The sequence below is a fragment of the Pseudaminobacter sp. Soil_N_29 genome, assembly GCF_057656055.1.
Genome location: NZ_JBDGLC010000011.1, coordinates 154857 through 172360, shown reverse-complemented (window position 1 = coordinate 172360; position 17504 = coordinate 154857). Strand labels below are relative to the sequence as shown.

The following is a 17504-nucleotide window of genomic DNA, read 5'->3' as shown; positions in this document are numbered from 1 at the left end:
CGAAGCCAGCGCCCGCATCGCCGCCGTCATCTGGCTCACCGGCCGCGCGATCTGCCGCGACAGCCACCACGCAATCACAACCAGGAACCCGACCGTCAGACCGGCACCGCCAAGCTGGAGCCGTTCGGCGAAAATGACGGCTTCATCCTTGAGCCGCCGCACATCCTGCAGCCAGTCGGAGATCTGGGTCTGCACATCCGCAACCGCGGTGCGCGCAGCCGTCTCGGTGTCGATGGTGTGCTCCGACGCCGCAAGGTCACGCGCGCGCGGCAGCATGTTCGGATCGGCCGCCAGCTTCACGATCGGATCGCCGACATCGAGACGCCACTTCCGGGTGGCCGTATGGAATTTCCCTATCGCCGCCAGCAGGCTCTCATTGCCTTCCGCCTCGGCCTTGGCGTTGGCGACATGCTCCTCGAGCAGCTTGGTGGCATCGCCGTAGCGGGTCCGCACATCGTTGTTCGGCGACAACGCGTAAAGACGCGCGAGGTTGAGCCTGTCGAGATGAAGCGCCTCGGCCTTGCTGAGCTCGGTCAGAAGGCGGTTTGCCGATTCATATTCACTGCTGGCGGTTTCAATCGTGCCGAGCGACCGCATCACGAGCAGCGCCACGACGATGCTGACGATGAAGATCGCCGAAAAACCCAGCGCCAGCTTGCGGACGATGTTGAGATCGGCCAGCGAGAAGCTCCATCGCCGCCGCGACTTTCCGGCCCGGCGGGGAAGTTCTGTGTCGAATGCGATGGAACTCATTGGGTATTTCCTTGCCGTGGACGTGACAAAACTCAATTGCTTTCCTGCCTGCCGGCGCCGTCTGGAAGCCGACCGCTCAGCACAGAGGCCGAGACCCTGAAGCGCTTAGGCGCGAGGTGGTTGACGAATTGCGACATGCGCCGGAAGATTCGCGGAACGGCACGCTCTTCAGAAGATTTCGGCAAATATGGTTTTCCAATCCTTGCATTGAATTGCTTTGCGCTGCTTCAGGATCAGCCCGCATGGTTCTGAATGATGCCAGGACGCATCCGACGATGACTGCCATGCGAATTCCCCCTTTGCGGCCGCCAAACTCCCCTTTGGCCGACCTGCCCGTGCAGCATTGTTCCGTGCGCGAGAGGTTTCTTGCTGCCCCACACCGCTGCCGTTTGCCACGCGGTTCATCTGCCCCGCATCGCCTGTGTACGATACCGGACGAACGGCAGCGTACATATCCACAGGTTAACTGGAGTTTAAGGCCGATCGGGCGGCCGGGAACTTCCCCAGCCGTGGGGCACAGGGCTGTTGCGCGGCGCGAGTTGCGAAGCCAGCATCGCCGCCGATGTATCGCCCAATAGGCCCGTATTTTCATGGCGCTAGCACACCAAGGCAGCGAGTGCCAAAATTTTTGCGCCATCCTCTTGAAACGTCAAAACCCCGGAACTAGCTCGATATCGCGCGATGCCGGAGAGGGTCGCGCGCCCCGCTCCGACGCCTAACGGATCGGAGCGGAGGAGCTTTCGAAACTGTTTGTCCTTGAGGAGAACGACATGAAGTTCCGTCCATTGCACGACCGCATCCTGGTCCGCCGTATCGAGGCCGAAGAGAAGACTGCCGGCGGCATCATCATTCCCGACACAGCCAAGGAAAAGCCGCAGGAGGGCGAGGTCATCGCCGTCGGTTCCGGCGCGCGTGCAGAGAGCGGCCAGGTCCTGCCGCTCGACGTAAAGGCCGGCGACCGGATTCTCTTCGGCAAATGGTCCGGCACCGAGATCAAGCTCGATGGCGAGGACCTTCTCATCATGAAGGAAAGCGACGTGATGGGCGTGATCGAATCCGCCTCAACAGCCAAGAAGGCCGCCTGACGGCTTCTTGCGCCACCAGTCAACGAAACTGCCTATCGAAGGAGTGATCCAATGGCTGCCAAGGAAGTGAAGTTCCATTCCGAAGCCCGCGAGAAGATGCTGCGCGGCGTCGACATCCTGGCCAATGCGGTGAAGGTGACGCTTGGCCCCAAGGGCCGCAACGTCGTCATCGACAAGTCTTTCGGCGCGCCGCGCATCACCAAGGACGGCGTGAGCGTCGCCAAGGAAATCGAACTCGAGGACAAGTTCGAGAACATGGGCGCGCAGATGGTGCGCGAGGTCGCCTCCAAGACCAGCGACCTGGCCGGCGACGGCACCACGACGGCGACCGTCCTCGCCCAGGCCATCGTCAAGGAAGGCGCCAAGGCCGTGGCCTCGGGCATGAACCCGATGGACCTGAAGCGCGGCATCGACAAGGCGGTCGAGGCCGTGGTGGCCGAGCTGAAGGCCAATGCCCGCAAGGTGACCAACAACGACGAGATCGCCCAGGTCGGCACCATTTCGGCTAATGGCGATGCCGAGATCGGCCGCTTCCTGGCCGAAGCGATGCAGAAGGTCGGCAATGAGGGCGTGATCACCGTCGAGGAAGCCAAGACCGCCGACACCGAACTCGAGGTGGTCGAGGGCATGCAGTTCGACCGTGGCTATCTCTCGCCCTACTTCATCACCAACCAGGACAAGATGCGCGTCGAGCTGGATGAGCCCTATGTGCTGATCCATGAGAAGAAGCTTTCCAACCTGCAGGCCATGCTTCCGGTGCTCGAAGCGGTGGTGCAGTCGGGCAAGCCGCTGCTCATCATCGCCGAGGATGTCGAGGGCGAGGCGCTTGCCACGCTGGTGGTCAACAAGCTGCGCGGCGGCCTGAAGGTCGCGGCGGTGAAGGCGCCCGGCTTCGGCGACCGCCGCAAGGCCATGCTGGAGGACATCGCCATCCTTACCGGCGGCACGGCGATCAGCGAGGATCTGGGCATCAAGCTCGAGAACGTCACGCTCAACATGCTCGGCCGCGCCAAGAAGGTCGTGATCGAGAAGGAAAACACCACCATCATCGATGGCGCCGGCTCCAAGAGCGAAATCCAGGCCCGTGTCACGCAGATCAAGGCCCAGATCGAGGAAACCACCTCCGACTACGACCGCGAAAAGCTGCAGGAGCGCCTGGCCAAGCTCGCCGGCGGCGTCGCCGTGATCCGCGTGGGCGGCGCGACCGAGATCGAGGTCAAGGAAAAGAAGGACCGTGTGGACGACGCGCTGCACGCCACGCGCGCGGCGGTGGAGGAAGGCGTGCTGCCGGGCGGTGGCGTGGCGCTGCTGCGGGCCGCAAGCGCGCTTGAGGGCGTGAACGTAGAAAATCCGGACCAGAAGCACGGTGTCGATATCGTGCGTCGCGCTATCGAGGCGCCGGTGCGCCAGATTGCGGAGAATGCCGGGGCCGAAGGCTCCATCATTGTCGGCAAGCTGCGCGAGAAGAACGAGTTCGGCTATGGCTGGAACGCCCAGACCGACGAATTCGGCGACCTCTACGGGCAGGGCGTGATCGACCCGGTAAAGGTCGTACGCACCGCATTGCAGGACGCCGCCTCCGTTGCGGGCCTGCTGGTCACCACCGAGGCCATGATCGCCGAGAAGCCGAAAAAGGAGGCCGCGCCCGCAATGCCCGCCGGAGGCGGCATGGACTTCTGACGCATGATCCTGTGCCCGCCTCCGGGCGGGCACTACTCGCGCGAGAATTGCAAAGCTGCACCGTCATCCGGTGCGGCACAGTTCCAGGTGCTTTCATGACGAAAACGGAAACTTTCGCGGGGATCGCGCCGCCGCGCCACCCGCCGACCCAATTTGCATATGAGACCGAATGCAAGCAGGTGCTGGAGCCGGTGCTTCTGCAACTGCTCGACAAAGCAGAAGCAGCCGGATGGGACAGGCGCAAGGCGGCCTATGCGCTGATGTTCCTGGCGGCGAAGAACGTGTAGGCCGATTCACAGGATCATGGGGCCATAGGCCCATTCGTCTTTCCGGCGCGACGGGTGGCGGCCACCCTCGCGCCACCCTTCCTGATCGGAATGGCCGCCTCACCTAGGCTGAAGCTTCCTGTTTGAACAAGACAACTGCGGTGCGGCTTGAACTACTCGCGCCGGAGCAGTGCAGAGGTATCGCGTCGCCCCTATCCGAAGAATAGCTGACTGATGCGGATGCGCGCCTATTTCAAACCGTGCCTTGCCTTGTTACACAGCCTTGCTCAATTTCGGGCAGGAAAAAGCATCATGAAGTTTAGATTGCATACCATTTCTGCTGCAACGTTCGCGGCCTGCTTGGCTTCCGCGTGCGTGGCGCAGGCGGAAGATCTTGTTTTCACGCTTACCAACGGCACCAACTCTGTTTTGACCCAGTTCCACACCTCGCCCACGGGCGTGAACGATTGGGAGGAAGATGTCCTCGGCCAGGAGGTGCTGAACCCGGGTGAAAGCGCCACGGTGACAATCGCCGACGGCCGCACCGTCTGCACATACGACATGAAGTTCGAGTTCTCGGAAGATTCCGAGCTCGACACCACCACCGACACGCAGGACCTGTGCGAACTCGGCTCCTACACAATCAACGAATAGTTTCGAATATCGGCCCCTGCCCTTCTGGCTGGGGCCTTCCCCGCAGTCCACGAGCCATCTTTTCACCCGGGGCAGCCGTATCTCTGCGGTGCGTGCGGTGATGAGATCTTCCGGGCCATGCAAAGCCCGAAGGGAATTTCCAGACAACTCTGGCTCTCTGGAAAGTGACTTCAAATTTACTGGTCGAGTAGCGAACCCAGGCACATCTTTAGGCGAAGTTGGCGGAGGCTTAGCGCACACGGAATACTCTGAACGGAGATTACGACTATGCGTTCTTTGCTCGCTTCAATATCGTTGAGTGTACTAGCCCTAGTAGCTGGATGTACAACCGGCTCCAATGTTTATGGCATAACCGCTCCCGGCTACTACGGACCGCTGGTGGGCGGTGGAAATAACCTTCTCAATCCTCGCAACAATGTCGTTGGCTTCCGCCATGAACGCAACCGCCACAATCATGGCCATCATGACCACGGTAAAAACAATCACGGCCATCACGGCAGCCACGGCATGGGCGGCCACGGCGGGATGGGTGGCCATGGCAGCCATGGCATGGGTGGCCACGCCGGTGGCGGCTATGGTGGTGGCGGAGGCGGCGGCTATGGTGGCGGTGGCCACGGCGGCCATTCCGGCGGAAGTGGCGGCCACGGTGGTGGAGGCGGCGGCCACTGATCACCGATCCACACTTACGATCATGTCCGGCCGTGCCTTTGGGCCGGCCGGCGTGATTGCGCTTAGTAAAGAACCAGCAGGTTAGTGAAGAACCAGCAAGTCGCTCGACGAGAAGCTGATCTCGGCCTTTTCGCCTACCACCGGCGGCGGGCTGGCGGGGCTGTTGAACGTGTCGAGAGACACGGCATTTTTGCCCAGCCCCACACGCACGCGGATGACCGACCCGAGGAAGCTGACGTCGGCGATGTGCCCGCCCAGGCTGGTGTCGCGCCCTTCCTGCTTGCCCAGAACGATCGCTTCGGGCCGAAGCGCCAGCGACAGCACGTCGCCCGCCTTGGCGCCGTTGATCGAACCCTTGTCGAGCGAGATATCGCGATCGTTGATCCTGACGGTGGCCGTGGCGGGGTCGATGACGGTTCCGTCGAGCACGTTCAGCGTGCCGACGAAGTTGGCGACGAAGCGCGTCGCCGGCCGGTTGTAGATCTCGAACGGCGTGCCGACCTGCTCCACCTTGCCGTCATGCATGACCACGATGCGGTCCGACATCGACAGCGCCTCTTCCTGGTCGTGGGTCACGAAGATGGTGGTGATGTCGAGCTTCTTCTGGATCGCGCGGATTTCCTCGCGCAGCGAGATGCGCACCTTGGCGTCGAGCGCCGACAGAGGCTCGTCAAGCAGCAGCAGTTTCGGCTTGGGCGCCAGCGCGCGGGCGAGCGCCACGCGCTGCTGCTGGCCGCCGGAGAGCTGGTAGGGATAGCGGCTGCCGTAGTCGGGCAGCTTGATGATGCCGAGCATCTCCTCCACCCGCTGCTCGATCTCTGCCTTGGGCGCACCGGCCACCTTGAGCCCGAAGGCGATGTTCTGCGCCACCGTCAGGTTGGGGAACAGCGCGTAAGCCTGGAACACCATGCCGATATTGCGCTGGTTGGGCTTCAGCTTGGTGACGTCCTTGCCGCCGATCATGATACGGCCGGCGGTCGGCTCCTCGAAGCCGGCCACCGTGCGCAGCATGGTGGTCTTGCCGCAGCCTGAGGGGCCGAGAAAGGAAACGAACTCGCCGCGCGCCACGTCGAGGTTGAAATCCTTGACCACGGTGGTCTGGCCGAACGACTTGCGAACTCCCTGGATGCTGAGAAATGTTTCGGACATCGCGTCGTTTCTTTCGTTCAATTCGGGTTGTTGGCCGATTTCGGCGCGAAGCGGGACAATACCTGGATCACCGACATGCAGCCCCAGGTGATGGCGAAGGCGATCACCGCCAGCGCCGCAGGCTCATAGGCGCGGTTGGCGCCGATATTCTGCAGGTAGGGACCGAAGGCCGGCCTGTTGAGCAGGCTCGCCATGGTGAACTCGCCGATCACGATCGCGAAGGTCAGGAAGGCGCCTGAGAGCACCGCGATCAGCACGTTGGGCAGGATGATGCGGGCGATGATCGTGGTCCAGCCTGCGCCATGCACCTGCGCGGCTTCCGTCAGGGTTCGCACGTCGATGGTGCGCAGGCCGGTATCGACGGCGCGGTACATGTAGGGCAGCGCCAGCGTGGCATAGCCGATCATCAGCAGGAAGTCGGTGCCCCGCGTGGTCGCCAGGAACGGCAAGGGCGAGTTCGAGCCATACATGCGGATGTAGCCGAAGACGATAACGATTGCCGGGATGATCAGCGGCAAAAGCGTGATGAACTCGACAACCGGCCTGATCCACGGCATGCGCAGCCGAATCCAGTAGGCCGTCGGCACCACCAGGAGCACGCCGATGACGATCGTCAGGCAGGCGATCACCGTCGAGTACAGGAAGGTTTCCTGGAAACGCACGTCGCCAAGCACCACCCGATAGGCGTCGAAGGAATATTCGCCGCGGCGCATGCGCAGCGAAAACTCCAGCGTCGCGATCAGCGGGATGAAGAAATAGGCGGCCCCGAGAGCGAAGGTGAGCCATGCCCAGAAACGGCCGGCCTTCATTTGAGCCACCTCTCGCTGCGGACGCGGAACCAGATGTAGAAGATGTTGGCGAGGCCGGTGACGAAGATCATGCCGAAGGCCAGCGCGTAGCCCAGATGCGGATTGTGCAGCACGTCGCCGCGGATCTGCGCATAGAGCAGGATCGGCACGATGTTGAGCGAGGAGCCGGTCAGCGCGTAGGCCGTCGCGATAGCGCCGAAGGCGTTGGCGAACAGCAGGATGACGGTGCCCAGGAAGCTCGGCCACAGCACGGGGATGACCACCATACGCCAGTACTGGAACTGGGTGGCACCAAGCGTCGCGGCGGCCTCGCCCCATTCCTTCTTCAGCCCGTCGATGGCCGGCGTGATGATGACGACCATCAACGGAATCTGGAAGAACAGATAGGTCAGCGTCAGGCCGGCGAAGGACAGGATATTAAAGCCGAGCGCATAGATGTTGATGTCGAACCAGGTGCGCAACAGCACGGTGACGAGGCCGAGCCGGCCGAGCGTGGCGAGAAAGGCGAAAGCCAGCGGCACGCCGGCAAAATTGGAGGCGACGCCCGAGAACGTCATCGTGGTCGAGCGCACCCACTTCGGCAGGCCGCCACGGACGATGGCCACGGCAATGGCAAGACCGGCGAGAGCGCCGAGCACGGCCGAGGCCAGGCTGATGCGGATCGAAATCCAGTAGGCGGCCAGGATCGAGGGCTGGAACAGCGCAGCCATGTTGGCAAGGGTGAATTCGCCCTGATCGTTCTGGAAGGCACCGACGACCAGATAGAAGGTCGGCAGGATCAGGAACATCAGTGCGAAAATGAAAAAGGGTGCGACGCCCAGCCAGTGCAACGGAAGCCGCATGCCTTCCGCACGCGCCGGCGGCACGGCCTGCCGGGCAGCAGCTGGATCGGGGTAGGTGGTTTCGCTCATGCGGCCGAAATCCGGAATGGTTCCGGGCGGCCTGTCGACCGCCCGGAATTGAGTTTCTTACTGGACGTTGGCGCCGACCACCGAATCCCAGTTCTTGGTGATTGCTTCCTTCGCCTTGGCCTGGTCGTCAAGCGTCGGGAACACCGCGGCCTCGTAGGCAGCGGCCGGCGGCAGCTTGTCAAGCAGTTCCTGCGGGATCTTGCCGTTCTTGGCAAGGTCGTTGAAGCGGATCGGGTGGCAGTAGCCCTTCAGCCAGCCGAGCTGACCTTCGTCGGAATAGAGATATTCCATCCACAGCTTGGCGGCGTTCGGATGCGGCGCGTAGGCGCTGATCGCCTGCACGTAGACGCCGGCAACAACGCCCGACTTCGGAACGATGACCTCGACCGGAGGGTTGTTGTTCAGGTTGTCGCGGCCGGAAAGCGCGTTGTAGTCCCAGTTGATCAGGATCGGCGTCTGACCCTGGGCCAGCGTGGCGGGCTTGCCGATGACCGGCACGAAGTTGCCCTTGGCGTTCAGTTCCTTGAAGAAGGCGAGACCCTTCTCGGCAGCCGAAGCGGCGTCAGTGCCGCCGGCACCGAGACCCGCCGCGTAAACGCCCTGGATGGCCTGGTTCGAGGCGCGCGGATCGCCCGCGAGAGCGACCGAGTTGGCGTATTCGTCCTTCAGCAGGTCGGCCCAATCTTCCGGCACGTTCTGCACCAGATCCTTGTTCACCATGAAGGAAAGCACGCCGTAATAGTCGCCGTACCAGTAGCCGTCGGCGTCCTTGGCGCTGTCGGGGATCGAATCCCAGGTCGAGACCTTGTAGGGCTGGATCAGGCCGTCGGCCTTGGCCTGCGGACCGTAGGAGAGACCGACGTCGATGACGTCCGGAGCCTGCGGGCCCTTGTTGTCCTTGTTGGCCTTGATGGCCTCGACCTCGTCGCTCGAACCGGCGTCGGGGTTGAGCTCGTTGACGGTGATTTCAGGATACTTCGCCTTGAAGCCGGCGATCACTTCGCCGTAGCCGCACCAGTCATGCGGCAGCGCGATGGTGGTGAGCTGTCCCTCTTCCTTGGCGGCCTTGACCAACTCGTCCATCGACTGCGCCGAGCCGACGGCCGTGGTCACCATGAGGGCCGCGGCGGTGAGGGAAAGAATTTTCCCCGTGAACTTGAACATGTCTCTCTCCGTTGAACTGACGCCCTGCGACGCCTGCGATGCGGTTATCTGCGCTCAATGACAGTTTTGTGAAACCTGCACCCGGTCTCCTCCCCCGAGCGCCAAAATCTAACTACTTTTCCACGGGGCTGGCAATCGTGCCATTTGTTTTTCCGGCTAATGATTTTTCGATTGCCAGCCCCCTCCCCCTCTAACCCTGGAGAGTTCCTTCGATGGCGTTGTCCAGCAGCATCAGCGCGGCCTCCTTGGTGAGCTTCACCGGGTTGCCGCCGGCCGTCGGGTCCACCACCGCCATGTCGGCGATCAGGTCCTTGCGCGCCTTGTCCATGTCGAGGCCCTTGATCAGTTCCGGAAGGGTGTGCGGCACCTTCAGTTCCTCGCGCAGCTTCAGCACTGCGCTTGCGAAGCCGTCGAAGCCGCCCTCCATGCCCAGGTAGCCGGTCAGCCGCACGATGCGGTCCTCGATCGCGTCGCGGTTGAAGGCCAGCACATAGGGCATGAAGACGGCGTTGGTCATGCCGTGGTGGGTGTCGTAGAGCGCGCCGATCGGGTGCGACATGGAATGGATAGCGCCCAGCCCCTTCTGGAAGGCCGTGGCGCCCATGGCGGCAGCGCTCATCATGTGCGCACGCGCGGTCAGGTCCTTGCCGTCGGCGAAGGCCTTGGGCAGGTTCTCGAACACCAGCCGGATGCCCTCGACCGCGATGCCATCGGCCATCGGGTGGTAGCCCGGCGCGCAATAGGCTTCCAGGCAGTGCGCCAGCGCGTCCATGCCGGTGCCCGCGGTGATGAAGGGCGGCATGCCGGTAGTCAGTTCCGGATCGGCGATCACGATCGCCGGCAGCATCTTGGGATGGAAGATCACCTTCTTGGTGTGCGTCGCCTCATGCGTGACCACGCCGGCGCGGCCGACTTCCGAGCCGGTGCCGGCCGTCGTCGGCACGGCGATGATCGGGGCGATGGCGTCGGCGTCCGCACGCGCCCACCAGTCGCCGATGTCCTCAAAATCCCACACCGGCCGGGTCTGGCCGGCCTGGAAGGCGATCAGCTTGCCGAGGTCCAGCGCCGAGCCGCCGCCGAAGGCGATGACGCCGTCATGCTTGCCTTCCTTGAACACCACGATGCCGGCGGTGAGGTTGGATTCCACCGGGTTGGGCTTCACGTCGGAGAAGACGCCGTAAGGAATCTTGGCGTCGTCGAGGATCTTCAGCGTGGACGCCACCACCGGCAGCTTGGCCAGCCCCGGGTCGGTCACGAATAGAGGCCGCTTGATGCCGGTCGCGGCCAGCGCGTCGGGCAGTTCCGAGATGCGGCCGGCGCCGAAACGGACGGTGGTGGGATAATTCCATTTGGAAACGAGATTGGTCATTTTTGCTTTCCGAAAGTTAGAAGCACCCCCACTCCGTCCCGGCTTCGCCGGTCCACCCCGGGACAGAGGTGTCGAGCGCAGCGAGACGGAGTGGGGGTCAAAAACATGTTCTGTGCCGCGAACTAGATCTTCTCGCGCAGGTGATAGGACTTCGGACGGGTCAAGTTGTCGTAGCCGATGGCCGACAGCGCCGCGCCCTTGCCGGTGTCCTTCACGCCCGTCCACACCAGCGCCGGGTCGAGATAGTCGCAGCGGTTCATGAACACCGTGCCGGTCTCGACGCGGTCGCCGATCGAGACGGCATGCTCGATGTCGCTGGTCCAGACCGAGGCGGTCAGGCCGTATGGGCTGTCGTTCATCAGCGCGATGGCATCCTCGTCGCCGCGCACCTTCATGATGCCGACGATGGGGCCAAAGCTCTCCTCGCGCATCACGCTCATCTGGTGGTCAACATTGGTCAGCACTTCCGGCGCCAGATAGGGCGACCCGGCGACGTCCTGGTCGACCTTCATGTTGACGTGCGCGGAGGCACCCTTGCGCAGGGCTTCCGCCTTCTGCTCGCGGATGAAGTCGGCAAAGCGCGACTGCGCCATCGGCCCCATGGTGGTGGCCTGGTCGAGCGGGTTGCCCACCACATAGTCCTTGGTCAGCGCAACGAAACCGTCGACGAAGTCGTCATAGACCTTCTCGTGCACATAGATGCGCTCGATGCCGCAGCAGCACTGGCCGGAATTGTAGAAGGCGCCGTCGACCAGATTGGCGATGGCGTGGTCGAGCTTGGCGTCGGGCAGCACATAGGCCGGGTCCTTGCCGCCGAGCTCGAGGCCCATGGTCATGAAGGTGCCGGCCGCCGCCTTCTCGATCGCCCTGCCGCCGGCCACCGAGCCGGTGAAGTTGACATGGTCGATCTTGCCCGAGCCGAGCAGCTTCTCGGTCTGGGCGTGGTTGAGCACGATGTTCTGGAACACGCCCTTGGGCAGACCAATCTTGTCGAAGGCCTGCTGGAAGCGCTCGCCCACCAGCAGCGTCTGCGCGGCGTGCTTGAGAATGACGGTCGAGCCCGCCATCAGCGCCGGCACGATGGTGTTGACCGCCGTGAGATAAGGATAGTTCCAGGGTGCGATGACCATCACCACGCCAAGCGGCTCGCGCTTCACATAGCGGCGGAAGCCCTCCTTCGGGTCCGACGCCATGACCGGCTTGAGCGCCCGCTCGGCGATCTCGACCATGTAGTTGGTGCGATCCTTGACGCCGCCGAACTCGCCGCCGTAGCGGGTGGGGCGACCCATCTGCCAGGCGATTTCCGGCACGATCTCGTCGCTCATCGCCACCAGCGCCTCGAGGAAGGCGAGCATGTACTTGCCGCGCTCGGCGATGGAGGTCTGCGCCCAGGCGGCCTGCGCGGCGCGGGCCCGCTCGACCGCGGCGTTGATCGCCTGGTCGCTGGCGACGGGTCGCTCGGCATAGATCGAGCCGTCGATGGGGGATTTGAGCTTGACCGTCTCGGTCATGGTTTCAGTCCTTCTTCATGCGAAATGCAATTGGTCGTTCCGGCAGGGCGCGGGCCACACGCCGCGCCCGCGATCGCGCCGACATTAATACCGCTCGAAGCCCCTGTGCAGTTCCCAGTCGGTGATGCGGCGGTCATATTCCATCTGCTCCCAGCGCGCGGTGTGCACATAGTGGTCGATCGCATCTTCGCCCCAGGCCTCGCGCAGCATGGTCGATTTCTCCAGCGTTTCGGCAGCGCCGCGCAGGGTCTTCGGAATCTCGGGCAGCTCGGCCGCCTGGTAGGCGTCGCCCACGAAGGGCTTCTCCAGTTCCAGTCTCTCGTCGATACCAGCCAGTCCCGCCGCGATCAGCGCCGCGAAGGCGAGGTAGGGGTTGAGATCGGCGCCGCCGATGCGGCACTCCATGCGCACGGCCTTGGTGCCCTGGCCGCACAGCCGGAAGCCCGCGGTTCGGTTGTCATCGCTCCACATGATCTTGGTCGGCGCGAAGGTGCCGGCCTGGAAGCGCTTGTATGAGTTGATGTAGGGAGCCAGGAAGTAGGTATATTCCTTGGCATATTTGAGCTGACCAGCCGACCATTGCCGGCCGAGTTCCGACAGGCCATGGGGCCCGTTCTTGTCGAGGAACAGCGGAGTCTTGCCGTCGGCGCTCCACAGCGAGTTGTGAATGTGGCTGGAATTGCCGGCCAGGTCGTAGTTGTACTTGGCCATGAAGCACACCGACTTGCCCATCTGGTCGGCGATCTCCTTGGCGCCATTCTTCAGGATCACATGCCGGTCTGCGGTTTCCAGCGCCTCGCCATAGCGGAAGTTGATTTCTTCCTGGCCGGGGCCCCACTCGCCCTTGGAGTTCTCGATCGGAATTCCGGCCGCCTCCATTTCGTTGCGCAGCCGGCGCATGTAGCCCTCTTCCTTTGTCGTGATGCCGATCAGGTAATCACCGATATAGGGAGAGGCGGTGTCGAGGCTGCGCCAGTGCTTTTCGCGTGCGGTCTTGTAGGTCTCGTCAAAGAGATAGAATTCCAGCTCGGAGGCGAAATAGGCCAGGAAGCCGCGCTGCTCCAGCCGGCGCAGCTGCTTGCGCAGTATGCCGCGCGGCGAATGCGGCAGGTCTTCATGGCCGTGATGGGACTGCACGTCGCTGATCACCAGCGCCGTCTTCTCCAGCCAGGGAACGCGGCGCAGCGTCGACATGTCGGGCTTCATGACGAAATCGCCATAGCCCTTCGACCAGCTTGCCGCCTTGTAGCCGGGCACCGGCTCCATGTCGATGTCGTCGGCCAGCAGATAGTTGCAGGCGTGCGTCTCTTCATAGCCCGACTGCACGAAGAAGCTGGCCAGAAACCGCTTGCCGATCAGCCTTCCCTGCATGTCGACGGCGCATACCAGCACCGTGTCGATCTCCCCGTCGGCAACCGCTTTCTTCAACTGATCGAATGTAAGATTTCCGGCCATTTTCCACTCCGCCGCAGTCGGCGCATCGCTGTTTCAACAGGTGAGCCCGGCCGCCGCACGGCCGGGCTGTTCGACTTCACAAGACTGGCTCTGCTCAGCCGTAGCGATAGGGTGCGCCTGCGCCGCGCATGGTCTCCTGGTATTTCTTGAGGATCTCGACCACCTTGGCGTTGCGCGGGCTCTTGGCGGCGACCTCGTCCCAGAATGCCTGCGCCATGTCCTCGACTTCCTTCCACTCGTTCTCGGGAATGGTCGTCAGTTCAAGCTTGCCGCCCGTGGTGCGGTAGTGGGCTTCGCCCCACCAGTACCAGTGCTGGCGGTAGTAGTGCGAGGAATCCATCGCCAGCCGGAACAGTTCCTTCAGGTGGTCAGGAACCGCATTCCACTTCTCGGTGTTGGCGAAGAACGAACCCGACCAGGCACCCGAGATGTTGTTGGTGAGGTAGTACTTGGTGACGTTCGCCCAGCCGACCGTGTAGGTCTCGGTCGCGCCGCACCAGGCGATGCCGTCGAGCTCGCCGGTCTGCAGCGCCACCTCGATGTCTTCCCACGGCAGCGTGACGGGCACGACGCCGAGACGCGAGATGAACTGGCCACCCGTCGGGAAGGTGAAGACGCGCAGGCCCTTCAGGTCCGCCACCGAGCGGATCGGCTTGGTGGTGGCGAAGTTGCAAGGGTCCCACGCACCGGCGCTGAGCCAGGTCACGCCCGGGATTTCGCCATAGGCCTCTTCCCAGATCTCCTTCAGCCCGTACCAGTTCCACAGCACCGGCACGTCGAGGCTGTAGCGCGAGGCGAAGGGGAAGTAGGCGCCGAACACGGCGACATCCACCGGCGAAGCCATGGAATCGTCGTCGCTCTGGGCGGCGTCGATCGTGCCGGCCTGCACGGCGCGGAACAGCTCGCCCTGCGGCACCAGCTGGTCGGAGGTATAGAGCTCGATCACCATTTCGCCATTGGCCGCCTTGTTGAAGGCGTCGATGGCCGGCTTGCACACATGCTCGGCCAGGGCCGGGCCGGCATAGGTCTGCAGACGCCACTTGATCGGGGCCTGGGCCTTGACATAGGGCGTTGCGAGCGTGGTTGCGCCCACCGCACCGGCGCCGGTCAAGATCGATTTGCGCAGGAAATCGCGCTTGCTGATAGGCTTGTTGTCCGACATTTCATTCCTCCCGTTAACAGATACAGTAAAATCTCATCCACGAGGCGGGGTTGGGCGCGTTTGTATTCGCCAGCCCCCGTTCTTATTCTGGAAACCTCGAAGCATCCCGCATCTCATCTCTTCCCCATGTAGACATCAGGCAGCCACATCGCGATGTCGGGAAAGATCATGATGATGATCATGGTCAGCACCATCATGAAGAAGAAGGGGATGATCGAGCGATAGATGTCGACGATGGTGATTTCAGGCGGGGCCATCGCCCGCATCAGGAACAGGTTGTAGCCGAAGGGCGGCACGATGTAGGCGATCTGGCAGGTGATGGTGTAGAGGATGCCGAACCAGATCAGGTCGAACCCGAGCGCCTTGACGAGCGGGATATAGAGCGGTGCGACGATGACCAGCATGGCGGTGTCGTCGAGGAACATCCCCAGGATGATGAAGGAAAACAGCATCATCGCCAGCACGCCCCAGGGGCTCAGGTCCCAGGTGTGCAGCAGCAGGTTTTCAATCGCCTTGATTGCGCCCAGGCCGTCATAGACGGCGCTGAAGCAGAGCGCGCCCAGGATGATCCAGAGGAACATGGCGGAAACGGCCAGCGTGTTGCGCGTGGTTTCTTCCATGACGCGGCGATTGAGCCTGCCGGTGAACCATGCCGACAGCAGCGCCAGCAATGCACCGACCATCGAGGTTTCGACCAGGCTGGTGGTGCCGGTGAGGAACAGGCCCATGATGGCTGCGAAAAGGCCGAAGGGCAGCAGGCCGGCGCGCAGCAGCACGAGCTTTTCGCGCGTCGTGATCTGTTCGCGTTCCGCGGCGGGCAAGGCCGGGCCCATTTCGGGCTGGAAGCGGCAGCGAAGATAGATGTAGGCCGTGAAGATAACCGCCATCAGGATGAAGGGGCCGATGCCTGCCAGCCACAATTGCAGCACCGGCTGGCGCGCGATCATCGCGTAGAGGATCAGCACGACGCTGGGCGGCCCCATGATGCCGAGCGACGACCCGCCCTGGATGACGCCGGTGATCATCACCTTGTCGTAGCCGCGCCGCAGCAGTTCCGGCAGCGCTACCGTGGCTCCGATGGCCATGCCGGCAACCGACAGGCCATTGACCATCGAGATGACGATCATCAGGCCCATTGTGCCGAGCGCGAGGCCGCCGCGCACCTGGCCGAACCAGACGTGGAACATGCGGTAGAGATTGTTGGCGATGCCCGACTCCGACAGCATGTAGCCCATGAAGACGAAAAACGGCACGGTGATCAGCGGATACCAGTTGAGCACCTGGAAGGCCGCGTTGAACGGCATTTCGGCAGCGCCGTCACCCCACATCCAGAGTGCGGCCGCCGCGCCGACCGCGCCGATGACGCCGAACACACGCTGGCCGGTGGCCATCAGGATCAGCATCGACGCGAACATGAAGATGGTGATGAATTCGGAACTCATGCCAGCGACTTCCCACGTGCTTCGGCCACGTCCTTGAAGAAGGTGGCGATGGTTTGCAGCAGCATCAGAAAGATGCCGAACGTCATCAGGGCCTTGATAGGCCACAGCAGCGGCGCCCAGGCGGTGTAGTTCTTCTGGCTGTAGGTGATGGAATATTCGGTCGAGGAAACCCCGGCCCGGAACAGGACCACGAGGTAGAAGATCACGGCCAGAACGGTGAAGGCATCCATGATGGCGCGCCGGCGCGGCGACATCATGCCGTAAAACAGATCCATGCGGACATGCGCGTCGAGCTGCAGGGAATAGGCTCCGCCCAGCAGGTAGTAGGCCGAGAGCATGAACTGCGACATCTCCATGATCCAGTTGATCGGATAGCCGAAGATCACGCGCATGATGGTCGAATAGAGCAGGATCGCGCCCATCGGGAAGATGAGATACATGGCGAAGCGCCCCACCCCGTGGCTCACGGCATCGACATACCGCACGTAAAGTCTCACCGCCTGGACCAGCCGGCTCTTCCTGACCGGCTCTCTTTCTGTCGCTACGCTCATCATGCGGACCTTGTCGTGTTGGCGAAATTCGGCTGGCCCGGATTGACGCCGGCCAGGATGGCCGACAGAAGCTCGGCCCATCTGCGTTGGCCGCTCTCGTCGCCGATTTCGTCGTTGCGGATCTCGATCATGGCGCAGGCGAGCCCGCGCGCGCGGCCGTGCCGCTCCAGCGTGAAATAGACACGGTCGGCCGGCGAATAGGGCTCGTTTACGCCCACCTCCAGGCCGACCACGCCGCGCAGCGCGCCGATCATCGGGCCGGCCAGCCTGTCGTCATCGTCATGGATGATGCCGATGTGCCAGGGGCGGTCCACGCCCTTGTAGACCGGCGTGAAGGAATGGACCGAGACAAGCCGCGTCTCGCGCCCCTCGGCCAGCCTCTCGGCAACTACATCGGCAATCGCATCGTGAAACGGCCGCCAGGACAGGGCGATGCGCTCCTGCCGGTCGGCCTCGGAAAGATCGGCATTGCCGGGCACCGCCGTCGCCTCGCTAACAGGCGAGATCAGGTCCGGCGCGTCGAGCGGCCGGTTGCAGTCGATGACGAGGCGCGAAACGCAGGATTCCACCAGCGTCGCGTCCAGCGCGTCGGCCATGCGGCGGATCACGGGCAGCGCGCCGGGATCCCAGGCGATGTGACGCGTCAGGTCGGCTTCGTCGAGGCCGAGCGTGCCGAATCGGGCCGGAATGAAATTCGAGGCATGATCGCAGACCAGCAGATAGGGGCTGGCGCCCTGCCGCCGGCTAACCCGGACGGAAGCGGATGCTTCATGCACTGCGGACGGCGCAGTTCCCATTGCTTTTAGTCCCCCAAGACGCCGTATCGTATGTTACGGATTTTATTTCTTTGCGTCTTTGTGGATGATTTCATACA

The 17504-nt window shown here is 63.0% G+C and carries 17 protein-coding genes; 4 read left to right on the top strand and 13 right to left on the bottom strand.

Annotation, left to right across the window (positions count from 1 at the left end; genetic code table 11):
• The coding region (locus tag AC3A4H_RS22035) for a CHASE3 domain-containing protein (protein WP_487768623.1) at positions 1-753 on the bottom strand (753 nt) is incomplete at its 3' end.
• Positions 754-1523: 770 nt separating this feature from the next.
• Between AC3A4H_RS22035 and groES the strand changes: the two genes are divergently transcribed.
• The 4 genes from groES (at position 1524) to AC3A4H_RS22015 (ending at position 4438) form a co-directional block, all read left to right on the top strand.
• Positions 1524-1838 (top strand): co-chaperone GroES, encoded by a 315-nt coding sequence (groES, locus tag AC3A4H_RS22030; protein ID WP_487768622.1) that lies wholly within the window; start codon positions 1524-1526, stop codon positions 1836-1838.
• Positions 1839-1889: 51 nt separating this feature from the next.
• Positions 1890-3518 (top strand): chaperonin GroEL, encoded by a 1629-nt coding sequence (groL, locus tag AC3A4H_RS22025; RefSeq protein ID WP_487768621.1) that lies wholly within the window; start codon positions 1890-1892, stop codon positions 3516-3518.
• A gap of 95 nt (positions 3519-3613) precedes the next feature.
• Positions 3614-3805, top strand: a complete 192-nt coding sequence (locus AC3A4H_RS22020; protein WP_487768620.1) for a hypothetical protein — start codon at positions 3614-3616, stop codon at positions 3803-3805.
• 291 nt (positions 3806-4096) lie between these two features.
• Complete coding sequence (locus AC3A4H_RS22015) at positions 4097-4438, top strand: hypothetical protein (protein WP_487768619.1); 342 nt, start codon at positions 4097-4099, stop codon at positions 4436-4438.
• A 309-nt stretch (positions 4439-4747) separates the two neighbouring features.
• Here the strand turns inward: AC3A4H_RS22015 and AC3A4H_RS22010 are convergent, their stop codons facing one another.
• The 12 genes from AC3A4H_RS22010 to AC3A4H_RS21955 all read right to left on the bottom strand — a co-directional run bounded on the left by AC3A4H_RS22010 (position 4748) and on the right by AC3A4H_RS21955 (position 17427).
• Positions 4748-5053, bottom strand: a complete 306-nt coding sequence (locus AC3A4H_RS22010; protein ID WP_487768618.1) for a hypothetical protein — start codon at positions 5051-5053, stop codon at positions 4748-4750.
• Positions 5054-5188: 135 nt separating this feature from the next.
• The gene (locus AC3A4H_RS22005) at positions 5189-6256 is read right to left on the bottom strand and encodes an ABC transporter ATP-binding protein (RefSeq protein WP_487768617.1); all 1068 of its coding nucleotides are present in this window, start codon (positions 6254-6256) and stop codon (positions 5189-5191) included.
• 17 nt (positions 6257-6273) lie between these two features.
• Positions 6274-7065, bottom strand: a complete 792-nt coding sequence (locus AC3A4H_RS22000; protein WP_348780631.1) for an ABC transporter permease — start codon at positions 7063-7065, stop codon at positions 6274-6276.
• Positions 7062-7907 (bottom strand): ABC transporter permease, encoded by an 846-nt coding sequence (locus tag AC3A4H_RS21995; RefSeq protein ID WP_487768632.1) that lies wholly within the window; start codon positions 7905-7907, stop codon positions 7062-7064. Before AC3A4H_RS21995 ends, AC3A4H_RS22000 begins: the two co-directional genes overlap by 4 nt.
• Before the next feature lie 126 nt (positions 7908-8033).
• A complete protein-coding gene (locus AC3A4H_RS21990) occupies positions 8034-9140 on the bottom strand; it encodes an ABC transporter substrate-binding protein (protein WP_487768616.1) in 1107 nt (368 codons plus the stop codon).
• 190 nt (positions 9141-9330) lie between these two features.
• Complete coding sequence (locus AC3A4H_RS21985; RefSeq protein WP_487768615.1) at positions 9331-10509, bottom strand: iron-containing alcohol dehydrogenase; 1179 nt, start codon at positions 10507-10509, stop codon at positions 9331-9333.
• A 122-nt stretch (positions 10510-10631) separates the two neighbouring features.
• On the bottom strand, positions 10632-12020 hold the full coding sequence (locus AC3A4H_RS21980; protein WP_487768614.1) for an aldehyde dehydrogenase family protein: 1389 nt from the start codon (positions 12018-12020) through the stop codon (positions 10632-10634).
• 84 nt (positions 12021-12104) lie between these two features.
• Complete coding sequence (locus AC3A4H_RS21975) at positions 12105-13475, bottom strand: glutamine synthetase family protein (RefSeq protein ID WP_487768613.1); 1371 nt, start codon at positions 13473-13475, stop codon at positions 12105-12107.
• A gap of 94 nt (positions 13476-13569) precedes the next feature.
• Positions 13570-14637 carry a TRAP transporter substrate-binding protein gene (locus AC3A4H_RS21970; RefSeq protein ID WP_487768612.1) on the bottom strand — a complete coding sequence of 356 codons (1068 nt, stop codon included), beginning with the start codon at positions 14635-14637 and terminating at the stop codon, positions 13570-13572.
• A 113-nt stretch (positions 14638-14750) separates the two neighbouring features.
• A complete protein-coding gene (locus AC3A4H_RS21965) occupies positions 14751-16079 on the bottom strand; it encodes a TRAP transporter large permease (RefSeq protein ID WP_348780637.1) in 1329 nt (442 codons plus the stop codon).
• On the bottom strand, positions 16076-16630 hold the full coding sequence (locus AC3A4H_RS21960; RefSeq protein WP_487768631.1) for a TRAP transporter small permease subunit: 555 nt from the start codon (positions 16628-16630) through the stop codon (positions 16076-16078). The genes AC3A4H_RS21965 and AC3A4H_RS21960 overlap by 4 nt, the downstream gene beginning before the upstream one ends.
• Positions 16630-17427, bottom strand: a complete 798-nt coding sequence (locus AC3A4H_RS21955; RefSeq protein ID WP_487768611.1) for an N-formylglutamate amidohydrolase — start codon at positions 17425-17427, stop codon at positions 16630-16632. Before AC3A4H_RS21955 ends, AC3A4H_RS21960 begins: the two co-directional genes overlap by 1 nt.
• Between the last annotated feature and the right edge of the window lie 77 nt (positions 17428-17504).

Coding starts and splice junctions, on each gene's coding strand:
- groES (WP_487768622.1), top strand. CDS start 1,524: ATGAAGTTCCGTCCATTGCACGACCGCATCCTGGTCCGCCGTATCGAG.
- groL (WP_487768621.1), top strand. CDS start 1,890: ATGGCTGCCAAGGAAGTGAAGTTCCATTCCGAAGCCCGCGAGAAGATG.
- AC3A4H_RS22020 (WP_487768620.1), top strand. CDS start 3,614: ATGACGAAAACGGAAACTTTCGCGGGGATCGCGCCGCCGCGCCACCCG.
- AC3A4H_RS22015 (WP_487768619.1), top strand. CDS start 4,097: ATGAAGTTTAGATTGCATACCATTTCTGCTGCAACGTTCGCGGCCTGC.
- AC3A4H_RS22005 (WP_487768617.1), bottom strand. CDS start 6,256: ATGTCCGAAACATTTCTCAGCATCCAGGGAGTTCGCAAGTCGTTCGGC.
- AC3A4H_RS22000 (WP_348780631.1), bottom strand. CDS start 7,065: ATGAAGGCCGGCCGTTTCTGGGCATGGCTCACCTTCGCTCTCGGGGCC.
- AC3A4H_RS21995 (WP_487768632.1), bottom strand. CDS start 7,907: ATGCGGCTTCCGTTGCACTGGCTGGGCGTCGCACCCTTTTTCATTTTC.
- AC3A4H_RS21990 (WP_487768616.1), bottom strand. CDS start 9,140: ATGTTCAAGTTCACGGGGAAAATTCTTTCCCTCACCGCCGCGGCCCTC.
- AC3A4H_RS21985 (WP_487768615.1), bottom strand. CDS start 10,509: ATGACCAATCTCGTTTCCAAATGGAATTATCCCACCACCGTCCGTTTC.
- AC3A4H_RS21980 (WP_487768614.1), bottom strand. CDS start 12,020: ATGACCGAGACGGTCAAGCTCAAATCCCCCATCGACGGCTCGATCTAT.
- AC3A4H_RS21975 (WP_487768613.1), bottom strand. CDS start 13,475: ATGGCCGGAAATCTTACATTCGATCAGTTGAAGAAAGCGGTTGCCGAC.
- AC3A4H_RS21970 (WP_487768612.1), bottom strand. CDS start 14,637: ATGTCGGACAACAAGCCTATCAGCAAGCGCGATTTCCTGCGCAAATCG.
- AC3A4H_RS21965 (WP_348780637.1), bottom strand. CDS start 16,079: ATGAGTTCCGAATTCATCACCATCTTCATGTTCGCGTCGATGCTGATC.
- AC3A4H_RS21960 (WP_487768631.1), bottom strand. CDS start 16,630: ATGAGCGTAGCGACAGAAAGAGAGCCGGTCAGGAAGAGCCGGCTGGTC.
- AC3A4H_RS21955 (WP_487768611.1), bottom strand. CDS start 17,427: ATGGGAACTGCGCCGTCCGCAGTGCATGAAGCATCCGCTTCCGTCCGG.